General features: G+C 45.9%; 14 protein-coding genes. 4 read left to right on the top strand and 10 right to left on the bottom strand.

Annotated elements, in window-relative coordinates:
* Positions 1 to 36: 36 nt before the first annotated feature.
* Both L3V32_RS13590 and L3V32_RS13585 read right to left on the bottom strand, forming a co-directional pair.
* The gene (locus tag L3V32_RS13590) at positions 37 to 489 is read right to left on the bottom strand and encodes a polymer-forming cytoskeletal protein (protein ID WP_074190324.1); all 453 of its coding nucleotides are present in this window, start codon (positions 487 to 489) and stop codon (positions 37 to 39) included.
* On the bottom strand, positions 393 to 1,346 hold the full coding sequence (locus L3V32_RS13585) for a M23 family metallopeptidase (RefSeq protein ID WP_005395595.1): 954 nt from the start codon (positions 1,344 to 1,346) through the stop codon (positions 393 to 395). The genes L3V32_RS13590 and L3V32_RS13585 overlap by 97 nt, the downstream gene beginning before the upstream one ends.
* Positions 1,347 to 1,774: 428 nt before the next feature.
* On the opposite strand from L3V32_RS13585, the gene L3V32_RS13580 reads away from it, so the two are divergent.
* Positions 1,775 to 3,529, top strand: a complete 1,755-nt coding sequence (locus L3V32_RS13580; protein ID WP_237284500.1) for a hypothetical protein — start codon at positions 1,775 to 1,777, stop codon at positions 3,527 to 3,529.
* A 91-nt stretch (positions 3,530 to 3,620) separates the two neighbouring features.
* Here L3V32_RS13580 and L3V32_RS13575 read toward each other — a convergent pair whose 3' ends face one another.
* Positions 3,621 to 5,867: a CehA/McbA family metallohydrolase gene (locus L3V32_RS13575; RefSeq protein WP_237284499.1), complete on the bottom strand. Its 2,247-nt coding sequence runs from the start codon at positions 5,865 to 5,867 to the stop codon at positions 3,621 to 3,623.
* A gap of 505 nt (positions 5,868 to 6,372) precedes the next feature.
* Between L3V32_RS13575 and L3V32_RS13570 the strand changes: the two genes are divergently transcribed.
* Positions 6,373 to 6,582 (top strand): DUF3955 domain-containing protein, encoded by a 210-nt coding sequence (locus L3V32_RS13570; RefSeq protein WP_006740828.1) that lies wholly within the window; start codon positions 6,373 to 6,375, stop codon positions 6,580 to 6,582.
* Positions 6,583 to 6,598: 16 nt separating this feature from the next.
* Here L3V32_RS13570 and L3V32_RS13565 read toward each other — a convergent pair whose 3' ends face one another.
* From L3V32_RS13565 to L3V32_RS13535, 7 genes are all read right to left on the bottom strand, one after another.
* Positions 6,599 to 7,243 carry an START domain-containing protein gene (locus L3V32_RS13565; RefSeq protein ID WP_237284498.1) on the bottom strand — a complete coding sequence of 215 codons (645 nt, stop codon included), beginning with the start codon at positions 7,241 to 7,243 and terminating at the stop codon, positions 6,599 to 6,601.
* Between the two features lie 79 nt (positions 7,244 to 7,322).
* Positions 7,323 to 8,507 carry a multidrug effflux MFS transporter gene (locus tag L3V32_RS13560; RefSeq protein ID WP_237284497.1) on the bottom strand — a complete coding sequence of 395 codons (1,185 nt, stop codon included), beginning with the start codon at positions 8,505 to 8,507 and terminating at the stop codon, positions 7,323 to 7,325.
* Positions 8,504 to 9,148, bottom strand: coding sequence for a recombinase family protein (locus L3V32_RS13555; RefSeq protein WP_109169267.1), 645 nt, complete (start codon positions 9,146 to 9,148; stop codon positions 8,504 to 8,506). Before L3V32_RS13555 ends, L3V32_RS13560 begins: the two co-directional genes overlap by 4 nt.
* A 147-nt stretch (positions 9,149 to 9,295) precedes the next feature.
* Positions 9,296 to 10,303 (bottom strand): LacI family DNA-binding transcriptional regulator, encoded by a 1,008-nt coding sequence (locus L3V32_RS13550; RefSeq protein WP_074190328.1) that lies wholly within the window; start codon positions 10,301 to 10,303, stop codon positions 9,296 to 9,298.
* Positions 10,304 to 10,560: 257 nt separating this feature from the next.
* A complete protein-coding gene (locus L3V32_RS13545; RefSeq protein ID WP_237284604.1) occupies positions 10,561 to 11,646 on the bottom strand; it encodes a porin in 1,086 nt (361 codons plus the stop codon).
* Between the two features lie 178 nt (positions 11,647 to 11,824).
* Positions 11,825 to 12,841: a nuclear transport factor 2 family protein gene (locus L3V32_RS13540; protein ID WP_005374772.1), complete on the bottom strand. Its 1,017-nt coding sequence runs from the start codon at positions 12,839 to 12,841 to the stop codon at positions 11,825 to 11,827.
* A 101-nt stretch (positions 12,842 to 12,942) separates the two neighbouring features.
* Entirely contained in the window at positions 12,943 to 14,238 is a 1,296-nt protein-coding gene (locus L3V32_RS13535) for an MFS transporter (protein WP_237284496.1), read from the bottom strand.
* Between the two features lie 338 nt (positions 14,239 to 14,576).
* On the opposite strand from L3V32_RS13535, the gene L3V32_RS13530 reads away from it, so the two are divergent.
* Together L3V32_RS13530 and L3V32_RS13525 are read left to right on the top strand one after the other, a co-directional pair.
* Positions 14,577 to 16,118, top strand: a complete 1,542-nt coding sequence (locus tag L3V32_RS13530; protein WP_237284495.1) for a sodium:solute symporter — start codon at positions 14,577 to 14,579, stop codon at positions 16,116 to 16,118.
* Between the two features lie 11 nt (positions 16,119 to 16,129).
* Positions 16,130 to 17,500, top strand: a complete 1,371-nt coding sequence (locus L3V32_RS13525; RefSeq protein WP_237284494.1) for an L-serine ammonia-lyase — start codon at positions 16,130 to 16,132, stop codon at positions 17,498 to 17,500.
* Position 17,501: the final 1 nt, after the last annotated feature.

The following is a 17,501-nucleotide window of genomic DNA, read 5'->3' as shown; positions in this document are numbered from 1 at the left end:
GAAAGCCGTCTTTTTTATGCACTTTAACCAAAGAGTTTACGCTGATTTACGCGCAGGTCGCTTTTCATTGTTGGTATTGTTTTCTTTCGTGCTGGCGTTCTCTTGAGTCTTCCCTTTCAGTGTCACCACTTCTTTTTCAGGTAATTCGGCCGCTTCACCAAAGAATTTACCACCAGGTTCGATGCTGAGGTTATTACTCCAGATCCTCCCACTTACACGTCCCTTGGCAAGTACTTGAATGTGTTCTGCGTGACAGTTACCATCCATCATACCATTGATGATCAGTTGCTTAGCGTAGATCTCACCGTTTACTCGGCCGCTTTCTGCAACGACGAGAGTGCCTTCTACATTAATTTGACCATCGACGATGCCATCAATCTGGACATCGTTTTCTACTTTGAGTTCTCCGCTAACAGCACAGCCTTTGGCGATGAGAGTTGAAGCTGCTGAGCTACTCGTTGTTCCACGGTTTTGATTAAAGATTCCCATCGTATTCTTCGCTCCTTAGTAAAAATGTCTTCGAAATCATTGAGGCTCCAATCGACAAATGGCTTCGGATTCAGTGCTCGCCCAACAAAACGCACCTCGTAGTGAAGGTGAGGGCCAGAAGAGAGCCCACTGTTGCCGGAAATAGCAATCAGTTGCCCTTTTTTGACGAACTGACCGCTTTTTACTTTGAACTTTTTCAAGTGCGAATAAGAACTCGAAAAACCGAAAGAATGTTGCAGCCTGAGGAAGTTACCAGAGCCTTTATTGCTGCGGCGGGTGACTTCCACAACCCCATCTGCTGGGGCATAAACCTTAGTACCGGTATTCACGGCAAAATCGAGCCCGCGATGCATCTTAGCGACTTTTGTCACCGGATGAATGCGCTTACCGAAGCGAGAAGAGAGCCGCGCTTTACCGACCGGAGACCCGCTTGGTATTTGGTTTAACAACACCATGCGAACGTTCGACGTAATCGCCGCCGCATCAAGTCGGGCATCCAAATTATCCGTGGTAGTATGTTCTCCAACTCCAAGGACTTTCTCTAACTCTCCCAAACGCTCCGAAACAAGTTGTACTCGCTCTTCTCGCTCTGAGAGATCACTTTCCAGCTCGGATTTTAATGCTTTCAGTGTGCTGAGCTCTTCACCCATAGTGCGCGAATGTTCTGTCAGTTCAGCTTGTTTTAACGCGGCATTATCGACGCGAGTGTACAAGTGATGAATTAAGATCGCGGTTGCGGCCAGAGCAATGACAAAAAAGCATAAAAACGTTTTTAGATTGCGTTGCATCCTTTTACTGAAGTACCAATGTCTGGAGCCATTGATGGTTGATATAGAGATCGTCAACTGGTCTTTCATCGTCTTCTACTGCTCGTATCTGGTATACGTCTCGTCACTGAGTTAATGGGAATGTAAGGAAAACAAACGGGGACCGCTAGAGGCAAATTGGAAAGAAGTGTCAGGCCGTGAGGCGTTTTCAGATATTAGATAAAAGACTCAATAAAGATTTAATATCCTGGTGCTTTTGGTCGTAGTTACTCCAAATCGCTTTATTGAACTGAAGATTTTGATTTATAAGGTGGTTATCCGAGAAATTAGATTGTGAATATTGCCAATAGCATCCTCACGCAATTCAACTTACTTCACGGTTTACCTTATAAATGTTGGATAATTTATCAAACCGACATTCATTATATCGATAACTTGTTTATGATAGCGGTCGATATAAAAGTGCTATTCAAAGGCTTTAAACCTAAGCGTGATATTTCGCTTAGGAACACATAACTATGACAACGGAGTTGGTCGTGAAAAAACTACTATTGGCTACAGCAGTGGTCGCAGCTGCAGGGGGCGCTGGCTACCTGTACCAAAACAATACTACCCCGAGTGATTCAGTATCACTACTTTCGCAAGTTCCTGCGGATTCGCTCATGGTGACGTATCAGACGGAACCTTTTAATCATTATAAATACATGAATGCATTTGGCACGGCTAACCAAGGCTCGATTGCTGAACTTTTTGCCGATGAACCACTTTCTCCACAGCAACAGTTTGCCGTTAACTTGTTTGATGGATATCTGGAGAGCGCTGCATCGCCAGAAACGTTAAAAGCCTACTTAGGTACCGGAGAAAACATTAATCCTGTGTTGTACACAATCGGTATGGTACCAGTGTACAAATTGAAGATTGAAGACCCTGCCGCGTTATGGAAAACATTGGATCACGAAGAGCAGATGAGCGGTGCTAAGCACGAGCTGGTTAAACTCGGTGAAGTTGAGTTTCGTCGTTACGAGATGACAGATTCGGTTGACCCGCAAGATGGCATTGGCTTGGTTGTTGCCGTGGTTGACAACGTACTTACGTTAACGGTTGATATTCCGCAATTGGGTGTTCAAAACCCGCTTAAAATGGCATTGGGACTTGAGTCGCCAAGTCAAAGCATTGCGGAGAGTGGACGCCTAGCGGCGTTGCAGGCTAAATACGGCGAAAACAATAACTCTTTCGGTTACTTTGATCACCGTGAATTGGTTAAAGGTTTGACGACGAAAGATGGCAATATCTTTGCGCGTCAAGTCAGCATGCTGGATGCCGTTGACCCTGAGCCGACTATTCAGGAGATGCGCTCACCAGCCTGTCATACTGAACTTACTCAAGTTGCAGAAAACTGGCCTCAATCCGTCGCATTTGCGGAATACAAGTTGAAAGGCGAGCAGGCATTCATTAAAGGTGCTTTTGTTGTTGAATCGAAAAATAAAGTGATTCTAGGTGCGCTTAAGTCGATTCGTGGCGTTTTGGCAGAATCGAACAATGATAAGAGCTTCTTTAGCATGGCGCTTGGTTTAGACATTAATACGCTAGCGCCATCGATTGGTCAGATTTGGAGCGACTTGACTCAGCCTCAGTACCAATGTTCTTTATTGACACAAATGCAGCAAGAGATGGGTGGCCAAAACCCAGCCGCAGCTGTGAGCATGGGCTCCGGCATGGTTAACGGCCTGAAAGGATTAAGCCTGCAAATGTTTGATATCCACGTTGACACTAATGCTCAGCACGGTGAAGTATTTAGCCAGCTAGATGGTATGTTGTCTCTATCTGCCAATGATCCAATGATGCTTATTCAAACCGCGCAAATGTTTGTCCCTGAGCTTGCTCAATTACAAATTCAGCCGGATAACCAGCCTGTTAATGTTAGTGACCTGCTCGAAATGCACACAGGCTTGAAGATGGATGTGTTTGCTCGCTTAAACGAAAACCATTTTACGCTCTACAGTGGTGAGAATGCCGAAGACGCGAGCAAAGAAGTGATGGCACAACCACTTTCTCCAAATGGCTTGTTCAGTTTTGACTTCGATTCAGAACGCATTTTGGAAGTGCTGGAAAGTGCATCAGCCGTGACTGGTGAGCCGTTACCTGATGATGTTATGAAAAGCTTACAAGGCGAGCTTGTTGGTGGTATGACGATGGATGTAACAGATCAAGGTATTGGTTTTGAGTTTGATTACCGTGGTGCGACCAAACCCGTGACGGTTGCACAGCAGTAAAACATCGAGTAGAAAAAAGGCGGCGCAGTGCCGCCTTTATTTCATCGTCGAACTCAGGTTTGTTTACCATCGAGTCGGACTTCCATCAAGATTATGACTGCAACCAAACAGGGTTACTCCAGGCTGTGCTGCCGTCTTTATCTTCGACTTCTAAACTTATCCATCCCTCTGCGTCGCTAGGTATAGGTAGCGACAACTCTATGCGTTGAGTATAAACTTTCGGGTTAATCGTCAGGGTATTCAGCACGTTGCCGCCTTTACCGATCAATCGAATTTCTTTTAGACCATCGGCTGCAACGACGTGGATGTCCCACGTATCGCCAGCTGTTGCTGTTTCACCAAACATAATGTTTTGCGGATAAAGAATAGGGCCTTGTGTTGCGTAGCCATGGCCGGCTTTAAGTGCTTGCGCAAACTTCGACGGCGTTAGCTCTCCATCGACTCTTGCCATCATTCGAATCTGCCCCGTGAGTTGGTTCCACGCATCGTGGGTGTCGGTTCCCGCCGTAAAGTACATTGCTTCACCCAGGTCCCAGAGTTTATGCGCTTTCTTCAACGTTGGTTCATTGTCTACGCGCGCATTAAGCTCCATAAGGTCGAAGCGATCCGTTTTACCACCAGGGACTGCATTTTTAGCGATATTCGTAAAGTAGCCATAATCGTTGTATGGATGGTTCATCGGTACGACTTCAGCCCCCATCTCATGTACGGCGTTAAGTAACGTGTGAACGTCAGCAGTGCCAGGATCGACCTTTAGCTCGGCGCCATTATCGATAGGAAATGGGTTCATATGTCCCCATGATGGCGAAACTTCGATCGACGGGATGAAAGGCACGCCACGTTTCGCAGATAGTTCTGCAAACTTCTGGTGGTTAATGGTTGAGTCATGATCGCTAATGAAAGTCAGGTCAAGATCCGTTGCCAACTGAGCGCGCACAACAATTTCTGGCGGAGTAACGCCTTCCAACACGTTGCCATGATGGTGTAAATCTGCGCCATACCAATGCTGACGGTTAGGAAACGTCACTTGAGGCACTTCTACTCGTTGCTTCGTCGTTTTACCGGATGTTAGGGTTACGTCTAATGTTTGGGTTTTAGCTGTAAAGCCTCCACCAGAGTTGATACCTAATTTGTATTGACCGGGTGCCAGTTTTAGCTCCGCATGACCTGCAGGCAGCAGATCGGTAAAGAAGGTGCGTTTACCCAAAAATTCAACCGGTGGCGCTTGACCTTCAAGGATGGTGATTCTCGCATCTTTGGCCAGACCTGATGTGGCCTCTTCAACTTGAAGTGAGAGAGTTGCAGGGCGTTTTAGAGACGTAAAATCGAGTGTTTGGTCGCTATTTCTCGCCACTTGAATCGATTGCAGCTCGCTGTTTGCGTGACCAGTCGCTGTGCCGTAGATTTGGTACTCACCCTCAGGCAGCGCCATGCTGTACTGGCCATCTTTGGCCAATGTCCAGGCATAGGGTTGTCCTTCTTTTTCGATCATCACGATAGCATCTTCAGGAACACGACCATTATCTGCGCGTAATTGGCCGTTGATGGTGCCTGTCGCTTGTCCTAGTCGGTCAGCTTCTGCCTTGACAATGGGGGCCATGTCTCCATTTGGAACCACTTGTAATCGGGATTGGAAAGTGCGGCTTTCACCTGCTTTCAAGGTATGCCCTAGGTACATGTCACGACCATTGTATTTGACGCGATCAAAATAAGGAGCATGAAGTGCAAAGGCCCAGTCTCGATCATAAGCGACCATGCGATCGGCGAGGGCATTGTCGGCCATGGATTCTTCTTTCCCTTCCAATCCCGGCACGGCAAATTGGTAGCCAGTGTCTGGCCAAATGGTGTGCCCTGATTCTAACGCGAGATCTTTTTTACCTTGGTTGGTCATGACCGTTTTAAGCGCAATTGAGTCAGATCCAGACGCGAGTGTATACCATGTTGTGATATCAACGTTATCGAAGTTGCGGCTCACTTTAATGACCGCTTTATTGTCGCTGTCTTCGATAATTTCAATGGATTTGCGATCATTCGGCCATGCGGACCAGCTGTTAGGAATGAAGTCAGCAAAGGCAACACGGTCAAGGTCTACTTTGCCATTCTTTACTGCTGCCAAATCGACCAATGTTCCTCGCGGTACTCCCCATGGTGGTGCTGATTCAACAGCGAGAGCGAAGGCGACATGTTCGTTTTGAACGGTAATGTCTTGAGCGTGTGTAGCTTCGCCATCGGGGATCGTGGTCTTTCCTTGTGTGATACTCACTCCCGCATTCGCTGAAGTTCCAAGCAAAAGGCCAGAGATTAAAGTTGCCACTGCACTTTTTGAAAAATTATGCATGAAGACACTTCCTTTTTTTCATGATTTATTATGTGAGTTGTCGATGGCATTGTGCGTTAACTTGATTAGACGTTCAATTAAAAAAGCGAAAGAAATGAAGAGGTCAACTCGTTTCTATTATTGTTTTACAATTGATTTATGAATCTTAAGTTTTGATTTTAAAGGTCTTTTGTTGTTTGATTTGTTTTTGTATAGAGCAATAAAAATATTTAGAACACTAATTACTTTGGGAGAGATGTGAACGATTTTTGGCAGCATTGAGCAAACAAAATGATAACAATTACACTGTATATGTGAGAAAAAAGGTCAAGATAGTTCTGAGAACGCATATAATATTTTGAGTTAAATTTGACTTTTTATTCTTTATGTTTGGGTTTTTATCTTGTCTCTGACTAAAAGACCTCTAATAAAGATTGGAGCAAACATAGAGACACTATGTTTTTTGAGTGAACTATATACGGTGGCAATATGTCGAAGACATATCAATTGATTGCTTGAGGTTTAGATGGGGTTTATTCGTAAATATAAACTGAGCATAGTTTTGTTTTTGAGTGGTGTGGCATGTTTAATTGCGTACCACGCTCAGGGCTCTTACGTAGATGAAAATGGCTTATTAGTAGAGTCATTTGGGTTTATCCCTTTGTTTTGGCTCTTTTTGGGGTTAGCCTTCGCCTCTTTTGTGGGCACTTTTTTCAAACACCGTAATCGTAATTAAAGAGCAAACGTGAAGTTTACTCCTTTATCTGAGGATGGGAGTATTGCTGATATTTTGGTAACTCTTTTCTTAGGTTACTAAATGTTGCTCGTGCACTTTGTTTTGATAGTTTGTTGATTAGCCAGATTGGCAAAAGGCCTCCGGGGTCAGCAAACGCTTTGTAGTCAATGAGTGTCGTGCCATTAGTGAGCTTTTGTAATTCCCAAGTTGCATCAACCGAACGAATGCGAACATAGCCCTTTTGTTCAGCAAGATATGAGTCTGGTGCGCTTTTGATTTTTATCGTGAACCCAAGTTCATCGACCCAATATTTAGAGTAGGTGAGCATATCACGATTTTTTGTAGGCCATGGCGCCGTAAATTGGGTATAAACGATGTTTTCGGTGGCTGATATTTGATTTAAAACCCGGCTATGACTGGCATTGTCAATCCAGTTCGGGATATTGTCACTATCTTCTAATAGCGTTAAAAATGCGCCATAGCTGGTGGGTGTGAACATCCGAGCACGAATCTCAACTAAACCGCCGGTATGCTCTCGAGAGTAGATAGTGATTCCGTTATCGTCACTATCAAATTGCCAGTACTCGTTGGCTTTCGCGGCGGTGCCAGCGGATATAAAAGTGGCGACTAGTAGCGCGCCAATTCGTAAATGCAACATCATGTTAGTACCCGCCAACTTATCCTTAGTTAAAGCTTATACGATGTGTTCTTAATTATAAGGACAATAGTAAGTCTTTTCGTTACTGTTCTGAAGGTTGCTCTGCTCCAAAACCTCGTAGAATGTTGGTGAGCGTTATTGCTGCAAACACCACAATAACGATTGATAGATGCCAGGCTTGGCTTAAACCAAGCTGTACCAATGTTAAGCTGACCAATGAGGATACGATCATTTGTCCACCTCCAGACATGGCTGCTGCAGCACCAGCCTGCTTTTTGTAGGGTTGCATTACCATGGCTTGCGCGCAAGGTAGAGCAATGCCGTTACCTAAGATCATTAATAGTTGCCCCAACATTAAATACAGCGGTTCTACCGGGCAGAAGAACAACCATATTGCAGCACTGAGATGCAAGAATGGACTACAAAGTAGCATTCTTTTGTTGCCGATAATTGGCCTTACTCGGTTACAAATCGTGGTACCGCCTAACATACCTAAAGCGGGAATGAGTGCCCACATTGCGTATTGATCGGATGTCATGCCAATTTGGTCTTGCATGATAAATGGCATCACGGACACGGTCGTTATCATCAGGCTGAAGTTTAACCAACTGATGCTGGCAAAACTCATAAAGTAACGTGACGTCACCAAGTCTCGATACTGGAAAAGCATGTTGCGTGGTGACGGAATAACAGATCGTTTTGCAATGGTTTCTGTAAACTTAAAGGCGATGATTACCCAAGCGAGTGAGACATAACCTAACAGTGAAATGAACACCATACTCCAACCAAAGTGGAAGTTGATAAAGCCGCCAATCACAGGCGCAATGAGTGGCGTGATCGAAGCTGCCATAGCGATATAAGACATGGCGACAGGGAGCTCATCACCGCTAAATCTATCTCGAGTCGATGCTCTCGCAAGTACCGCGCAGCACCCAGTTCCTAAGCCTTGTAGAAAACGCCCCATCACCATGCCTGTGAAGGTGTCACTGAGGAAAATGATCATTAATAGACCAGACATCGCGATGAGCAAGCCCGTCAGCAGCACTTTTTTTCGACCCAAAGCATCCGATACCGGACCGTAAATGAACTGAGAGGGACCAAAACCGAGTAAGTAAATACTCACGAGCAGTTGGGCTTGATCAAGGGAGATAGAAAAGTCTTTTGCGATCCATGGCAAAGAGGGCATAACAAGCCCCATGCTCAATTGGCCAACACTGATAATAAGACAGGCGAGTAAGATAGTGCGAAAGTTGATTGGGCGACTCATGATGGATCACCATCAGAATAACCTCTTTGCTTTCGTGTTCTGAGGCAGCCTTCATCATCCACTTCATTTAACTTAGATTTGACGCGTTTTACGGTAGATAGGCTGACATCACACTGCTCCGAAACACTCTTCAACGTATAGCCTTCTAACAGCAACGTTGCGATCTGTTGGTGTTTAGTTTTGTCTGCTGGGCGTCCGCGAAATTTCTGTTTCCACAAATCTGGTTGATCTTTAATGGCTTGCCGTCCTTGCTCTGCGGCAAACAGGCGATGTTCAGTCTGCACTTTTCCATATCCAGATAACACGGTGAGTAGCGTTTGAGTTTGCACAGAATCCGGTTCAAATGTGAGTGGCTCACAAACGGTTTTCAGTGTGACCCCTTTTGCTAGTAACACTTTGATTGTATTTAACGCCTGACTAAAATCTCGACCAAATGCCGTTAGCCACCAGAGCACAATCGTATCACCTGCTTTGACGATATTGAGTAGCTGTTGGAAAGCTTCTCGTTCTGCTGGAGGCATGCAACCGCGAACCTTATCCTCAAAATGTTGGGCATCAGGCACGAACGCTTTTAGGACACCGAGGTGCTCTTGATAAGCTCGATTCTTTGGCGAGTAACGTGTGTAAAGATAAGTAGCCATATGGACTATACGCCTTTTTAATTTGGTTCACATACTGTAATAGCTCATAAATGTACAGAGGTTCATTAATGCTTACAACACTAAATGGACCATTGAGGTTGAGCAAAAGCAAATAAAAAAGCCAACCGAATGGTTGGCTTTAGTCATTCAAGCTTTCGTTGTCTGCCGCTCGATTAGTTTCACTGGTACCATCATTTTGACCAAGCTACCGTTTTTAGTATTGATTTGGTCAACAATGATCTTCACGCATTCGCGAGCGAGACGACGAAAATCTTGGCGGAATGTGGTTAACTGATAACTCAACCACTCTGTCTGCGGAATATTGTCGAAACCAATGACTTGTAAGTCTTGCGGGATACTCAATCCGCATTCGATACGCGCAATATCCATAACAGCCATTGCAAGGTTGTCGGTCGCACAGAACACGGCTTCTGGTCGGTTTTTATCAGCGAGTATTTCGCGGATTTTGTCGAGTGAGCTAGCGTAATCATAAGTGGCTTCAACGATGCGTGGCGTATTACTAGTTAGGTCTTCAAATTCAGAGCAGAAGCCGCTTTGGCGCTCGTCGTTGGTAAAGGTTGGCACTTCACCCGTCAGGTAAACCGCATTCTTCACGCCACTTTTGTGCAGAAGTTGCGCGGCTTGTTGGCCAGCTTCGTAGTTGTCACTGATAACGTAACTGCTCTTAGTGCCTTCTACGACGCGTGCATACTGAACGATAGGGATATTGAACTCTTCACACTCTTCATACAGTGATTTGTTGAAGGTAGCGGAAGCGGCAATGACACCATCTACACGGTATTGGAAGATGTTCGGGATTGAGTGGTTGTCTTCATCATCCACTTGCCATGGAATCAACACTGCTGAGTAGCCTTGCTTCTGCAATTCACTTGAAATCAATTGGAGTGTTTTCATGTGGATAGGGTAATCCGCATCGGGGAATACCAAACCGATCAACTTAGATTCGTTGGTGGTCAAGCTACGTGCAAAAGCATTTGGACGGTAGTTTAGGGCTTTCGCAGCTTCAAAGACCTTTTGCTTGGTCTTCTCTGACACTGAGCTGCCCGGAACAAACACACGCGATACAGTAGATTGAGAAACGCCAGCCAGTTTGGCAACGTCCTTCGATGTTACGGTTTGTTTTGCAGGATTCATGTGAGTGGATTCATAAGTCAGTTTAACTGTGACTAGGTTAACACAAATAGGTACGTAGTCATAAAGAGAAATAAGCAAGATTTAGTTAAATAAAGGGTTAGATTGTCTTTGGTGGCGCAATTTGGGTAGTACCCAAGTCACATTTCATGTTTTGCATACGAAAAAAGCCTTACCCCAAAAAGGTAAGGCTTGCTCTTATTTCTCATTTCCACTAAATCGAATAAGTTACGTAACCGGAATAACTTATCTCGTGGTTATCAGAAGTAGTAGCGAATACCTGCCGCGAATTGATCATCACGGTTTTCGAATTTGCTGCTATCGTACTGATCTTTACCTAGGTCGAACTGGTATTCAGTCCAAACTAGGAATTTGTTCTTCTGGAAGTGGTATTCAAGACCAGGGATCAGCAAGTTACGCTCGTAACCTTGTGTCTCGTCACCACGATCTTCCATGTAGTTGTAGTTCAACGTTGGGCGTAGGCCGTTGTCGAAGTGGTAGTAAGTGTAGATTTCGCCACCTAGGGTATCGAACATTACGTCCGTACCGCCTTGGCTCACTGCTTCCCAGTTTTCGCCAACGTGGAAAGTCGCACCTGCGTAGAAGCCACCGTTGCTGTAGTTTGCGCCCAATAGCATGATGCGCATGTTGTCGCCGTTTTCTACGCCAACTACGCTTGCGTCTAGATCCGCAACTTCATTTTGATGGTAAGCCGCACCCAGTGTTACGCCATCAACCGGTTTGTAAGTGATCGATGCACCCATGCCGTTTTTCAGTGAGGCTGTCGCATTGCTTGCTAGAGCAACATCTTCACGCGTGGTTTGGTAAGTAAAGCCGTAGCTCACTTTTTCATTGATGGAATTACGGTACGTAATTGAGTTTTCCGCACGACCAGCACCGGATGCGATACCCCAGTCAGCTAAGTTGTAAACACCTGAGCCACGAGTACCGAATACACGACCTAAATCGGTGTACCATGCTACGTCGTAGAAGGTAGACCACTGCTTAGTACCCGCAGCAATCTTGCCGTATTTTTCGTGATCAACACCTGCGTATAGCAAGCGGTCGTAAATGTTGTCGCCGTTCGCGCCAGAGTTGTAGCCCCATTCCGCGTGACCGAAACCAGTCCAGCCGTTATCCAGACCCATTTGGCCTTTCAAACCGAAACGTGAGCTGCCGCTGTTCCATTCGCCGTTGTCATCACCGCCACGGTCTTGGTAGCGAAGATCGAAACGGCCATCGATGGTTAGGCTGTCGCCAGCGTCATTAACAAAAGTGTGTGCAGCAAAGGCTGAGCTAGAAGTAAGCGCTGCTAAAATCACTGCAGAAAGGGTCGACTTTTTCATCATCAATCTCGTTATTTAGGGCGCAGAAAGCCACCGTGCGTTCGTGCCCGTTGTGAATAAGGGTTCTATCTTGAGGTTGTGCCCCATCCTTGAGGCACGAGTTGGGAGCATGTTGCCTGAACCGAGAGGGGGATTCAGGCAACATAAAGGCGGGTTGACAATCCGCCCCTAGTACTTCTTATAGAGAAGGGTTTAGGATCTGCTGAGTACGCTCGAATACGTCTAGACCTTGCTGTTTTAGCCAGTAAGGAAGGTCGATCAGTACCCAGTTCTCAGATAGCTTGTCGCCGTCACGGTAGTAAACGTCAACCACTTGCATGTCTGCACGTACTTCACCACCTGTCATACCTAGGAAACCACCGATTGGTGTGTTAGATAGGTTTGGCCAGCCGAAGAAACAAGAGAAGTTACCTTCTGCGAAACGACATACGTGGCCGTTAAACTTCTTGTCTTTTAGGTTGTTACGGAACGGCAATTGGTGCTGCTGTTGGTAACGAGGGATTGTGTAAGACGCACCGATACCACATGGACCGTACCAGATCATGTCTTTAGACCAGCTCTTCTCAAGAACTTCTGGTGGGCAACCCATTGCGCCGCTGTCGTTTAGTGCGGATAGGTCATCAACCATCTTGTTCACTAGTGCTAGTGTTGCTACGCCTTCTTCTGGTGCTGCGTCTTCGAACAGTAGACCGTCGTGGTTACGAGGACCAGGGTATACAAAGTGCTTACCTGTTGATGGTGGTAGTGGGTAACAACCCGCTTGGTCCATCGCGCCTAGAAGGTCTAGGAATAGGCCAGTCTTAGTGATCTTACCGTTTTCAACACAGTTAAATTCTGCGTAACGGATGTTCATGATCTTGCCAGTTGGGCGCATACCTAGGTATTCAGCGTCGAATAGACCCATGAAGTGACCCATGCTCATTACCCAGATTTCACCTGATGTTACTTCGTTCTCACCACCGATGAAGATGTCTTGACGACGCTGCATGCGAGTCATTGATTTCATCAAAGGAGCCCAGAAAACGTCAGCCGCTGCTTGAGCGCCTTGTTGCTCACGGAATGGGTAAACACCACGCCATAGGTAATCTTCTGAAGTGTGTGCTTTTAGTACTTCTGCCACGTTCTCGTGAGTTGCGTTTTCCATTGCGCTGAAGTATTCACGTACAACGCGTTTCGCTTCTTGATATTTAGACATAATAAACTCTCTTATTTGCTGTCGAGTCGGCTTTGGGAACAGGACTCGAAATTAAGTTTTTTCATCCGGCCGGGGAGCCAGCCGGAGTTTTTTAAATTCAGTTACGCTTTTGCTGCTTCGGCTTTTTTGCTCTTATCGAACACGCCGCCTTTTAGTGTCTCTGGCAGTGATAGCCATAGAAGACCAGCAATGATCCATACGATTGGTGAACCCCACATTGCGGTTTGTAGGTCGGTACGCTCTTGGATGAAGATAAGTACCATTGGTGCCCACATACCGAGGATACGACCGCCGTGGAATAGCGCCGCGCCGTAGCTACGTAGGTGTGCTGGGAACAGTTCTGAGAAGTAACCACCCCATACCGCTGAAGAAGACAGACCGAAGTTGTAAATCAGACCAAGTAGAGCCAGCATGTTTAGGCCGCCAATCACCATGTCGCCAGGTGCAACAAAGAAGATTGAAACCATGATGCCCGCGAGGATGAAGCCAAATGCGTTCACCTTACGACCGAATTTGTCAGCCGCCCAACCCCAGAACCACGCACCAAACAGTGAGCCAAACGCTGAGATAGAGAAGATGAGACCGATGGTTGCACCGTCGAACATACGTACATCACGTAGGTAAGTCGTTACGAAGCCACCAAAGAACTGGAAACCGTAGAAGTTAAGGCCAGCCAGCAATAGACACGTTAATGTGATCTTACGGTAAGGTTTGCTTAGCATTTCGCCCCAAGAGCCTGTTTTCGCTGGTGCGTCTGATTCTTCCGCTTTTGCTTGTTCTTCTTCACCGTAAGCGATCACTTTGCTGTCGCTAGGTAGCACAAAGATCATGACCACAGCGGCTGCCAATGGTGGGATACCACCAACAAGCATTAGGCTTTCCCATGGTGCATCGATGCTTGCAATAAATGCTGCATACGCACCCATTACCATCAGTGCCACAGAGAACATAGAAGACGCGAATGCCGTCAACTTACCACGTACCGTTGGCGTAAATAGGCCGATCATCAGGCTCACTGCTACGGTGAAGTAACCACCCAGTGACAAACCAATGATGAAACGCATTGCTGCCCATGTTGTGTAGTCGGTGAACATCATATTGATGATCGTTGCGCCACCGTTTAGGGCTGTGATGGTAATAAGAGTGGATTTCTTACCAAATTTTGTTGCGAACCAAGCACAGCTCAATGCACCGATAAGTGCACCAACCGACTGCCATGTATAGAACTGGGCAGTGTCTGACAGGCTAATACCATCATACGCTTCAACGATGTATGGGCGTACGTAGTCAATAATTACAAAGTTATAACAATAGAAAAAGTAACCAACCAGTATCGCTAGATAGGCAGCTACCCTTTGAATCATAGGAACTTCGCTCATGTGTCTTTTGGCATTCATGACCGATAAACCTCTATTTCACTTAGGATTTGTTGCTATTCAAACTTAATGAACACGATCTTATTTGGATCATCTTCGATTTCGTGTCGGTGTGAATCATAGTTTTTTTAAGGTTATTAGATCCGTGATCAAAATCAATTTTAAAATGAATGCGTACCCATTATTTGGTTTTTAGTGATAAGGATCTCACTAATTGGTGTTTTTGGCGATATTGAATACATTTTCGCCTATATTAGTGATAATAATCACACTTACAGTGGGTTTATCGTTTGAAAGTGCCTTTTTAAAGTAATATCTGGGCATAATAATTAGCTACCCAGAATTAGGAAAACCTCAAAATGGTTACGTACTCAAGTTTTGTGGTGATTGCTTTATATGTATCAATTACCATACTAATCAGCTATTTAGTGAATAAGCGCTACAGCAATGGTGGCGACTTTTCAACGGGTGGAAAGCAATTTGGCTGGTTTACGGCGGGTGTTTCGATACTTGCGACTTACATTAGTGCGATGACGTTTGTAGGGATGCCTGGTTGGGTTTATAGCTCTGGCATGGAAGCGATGAGTATTCACCTTAACTATCCCATCGTTATCTTTTTCACTGTTATCTTCTTTGTACCTGTCTTTTATAAGCTGGGTCTGACTTCGATTTATGAATACCTTGAGCACCGGTTTGGGGTGTATGCAAGAACCATCAACTCGATAGTGTTTATTGTGGTGCAATGCATTTCTGCGGGTGTGATTTTGTATGCCGTGGCGCTGATCTTAGTGCAAGTTCTGCCCATCAGTATTTCTGAAGCTATTATCTACATTAGTATTTTTACTGCTTGCTATACCTATGCTGGCGGGATTTCCACGGTGATCTGGACCGATATGTTGCAATCCGCAGTATTAGTTGCGGGCAGCATCGCCATCTTTGCTATGTTAGTGACAGAGATAAATGCGGCAGATTACCTTTCTCGTGATCACCTGAATATCATCAACTTAGACTTTGATTTAGGCGTAGATACCACACTTTGGGCAGGCGTGGTTGCAGTGAGCTTTTTGCATCTGAGTGTGTATGGCACCAACCAACTGATCATCCAACGCACGCTAGCGACGAAGTGTGAAAAGACGGCGCAGAAGTCGATGCTGTTGTGTGGTTACGGTGCGTTTTTTGTGTACTTATTCTTTGCGGTACTCGGTGTCCTTCTGAGTGTTTTCTATCAAGATCAATCGTTTGAAAACAGCAACGAAGTGATTTTGGATTTCGTCTTCAACCACACTAACCCAATTGTGGTTGGTTTGATCATTTCCGCATTGGCAGCGGCTGCAATGTCGACCTTAGATTCGACCTACAACTCGATGGCGACCGTCGCGACGTTTGATATCTACAAGCGTTTCGTTCGCAAAAGTGCCGATGATGAGCACTACGAAAAAGTCGCAAGGAAGATGAGTTTGCTCGCGGCAGCCATGGTGGTAGTGCCAGCTCTTCTGGCGGTATCGAATGAATCGGTACTCAAAACCATCGCTAGTCTGACTTCTATTTTTGTTGGTATCCGCTTGGGGTCATTCGTGCTTGGTTTATTCTGGGCGAAAGCTAATGAGAAAGGCGTGATCGTTGGCAGTATCATGAGTGTGATTGCGGTGTTTACTGCGATGTATCTCGACGTGGCTTGGCCGTGGTTCGCGCCAATTGGTACGTTCGTCTTCCTTTTGTTTGGTGTGTTAGTGAGCCGTCGTTGGGGCGCTGTGACTGCCGAGCAACAAGTCTTTATCAATAATCAAAAACATCTTTTTGCAAAGCCAACCGCAAGCCATTACGGGCTGTTGGGGTTCGCTGTGGCGACCATCGCCGCTTGTATGGTTCTCCCAGATTGGCTTTATGCTGCATTGTCGTAATAGGTAAGTTTATGCTGTCCATCTTTGATATTTACAAGATTGGTGTGGGCCCTTCTAGCTCTCACACCAATGGTCCAATGATCGCGGGTTACCACTTCACTCGTTTGATTGAATCGAACTTGGCAAAAGTGGTTCGTATTCAAGTCGATTTATACGGCTCACTCTCGTTAACGGGGATTGGTCACCATACTGACCGTGCAACGATTTTGGGTCTGTTAGGTAACAAACCAGATACCATCAAAATCGCTTCTGCGAACAAAGCGATGCGCAAGGCGATTGAAGAGGGCATGATGTCTGTCGATGGCCGTCATGAAATCGAATTCAACTACAAAACGGACATGTTGTTCCATGAAGAGAACCTTCCTCTGCATGAGAATGGTATGACGATTACTGCGTTAGATGCGCACGGCAATCAGGTTGGGTTTGAAACTTACTACTCTATCGGTGGTGGTTTCATCGCAACGGCGGATGAATTGCAAAATGGCAGTGCGACTGCACCCGTAGACGTTCAGTTCCCATTCTCCAGCGCGGACGAAATGTTGGCACAGGCTGAGAAGAACGGCATGAGCCTCGGCGGCATGATTCTGAAAAACGAACAAGCGTTTCAGGATATGGAAGCCATCAATCAACGCGCAGAACAGATCTGGCGTGTGATGACGCGTTGCATGGAGCGCGGTTTTGAGACAGAAGGTATCTTGGATGGTGGCTTGAACGTGACCCGCCGTGCGCCTAACTTGTTGAAGAAGCTTGAAGCAAATGCAGCAATCGAAAACGATCCAATGGAAATCATGGATTGGATTAACCTGTTTGCCTTTGCTGTGAGTGAAGAAAACGCGGCTGGTGGACAAGTCGTAACGTCGCCAACTAATGGTGCGGCGGGTGTGATTCCGGCGGTATTGATGTACTACCATCGCTTCATCAAAGAGCTCGATACCAAACAGCTTAAAGACTTCCTTGCTGTATCCGGTGCGATTGGCATCTTGTACAAAACCAATGCGTCTATCTCGGGTGCCGAAGTGGGGTGTCAGGGCGAAGTCGGTGTTTCTTCTTCTATGGCGGCTGCTGGCTTAACCGCGCTACGTGGTGGCAGCAATGAGCAAATTTGTATTGCGGCCGAGATTGCCATGGAGCACTCACTAGGCATGACTTGTGACCCAATTGGTGGCTTAGTGCAAGTGCCGTGTATTGAGCGTAATGCGATGGGTGCAATGAAAGCGATCAATGCTTCTCGCATGGCATTAAAGCGTAATAGTAAATGTTTGATCTCGTTGGATAAGGTGATTGAAACCATGTACCAAACGGGCAAAGACATGAACAAGAAATACCGCGAGACGTCACTGGGTGGATTGGCTCTGATTCACCTAGCGCCACCTTGCGAATAAT

Source organism: Vibrio sp. J2-4, assembly GCF_021728155.1.
Lineage (GTDB): Bacteria > Pseudomonadota > Gammaproteobacteria > Enterobacterales > Vibrionaceae > Vibrio > Vibrio diabolicus.
This window is presented reverse-complemented; position numbering and strand designations above follow the sequence as displayed.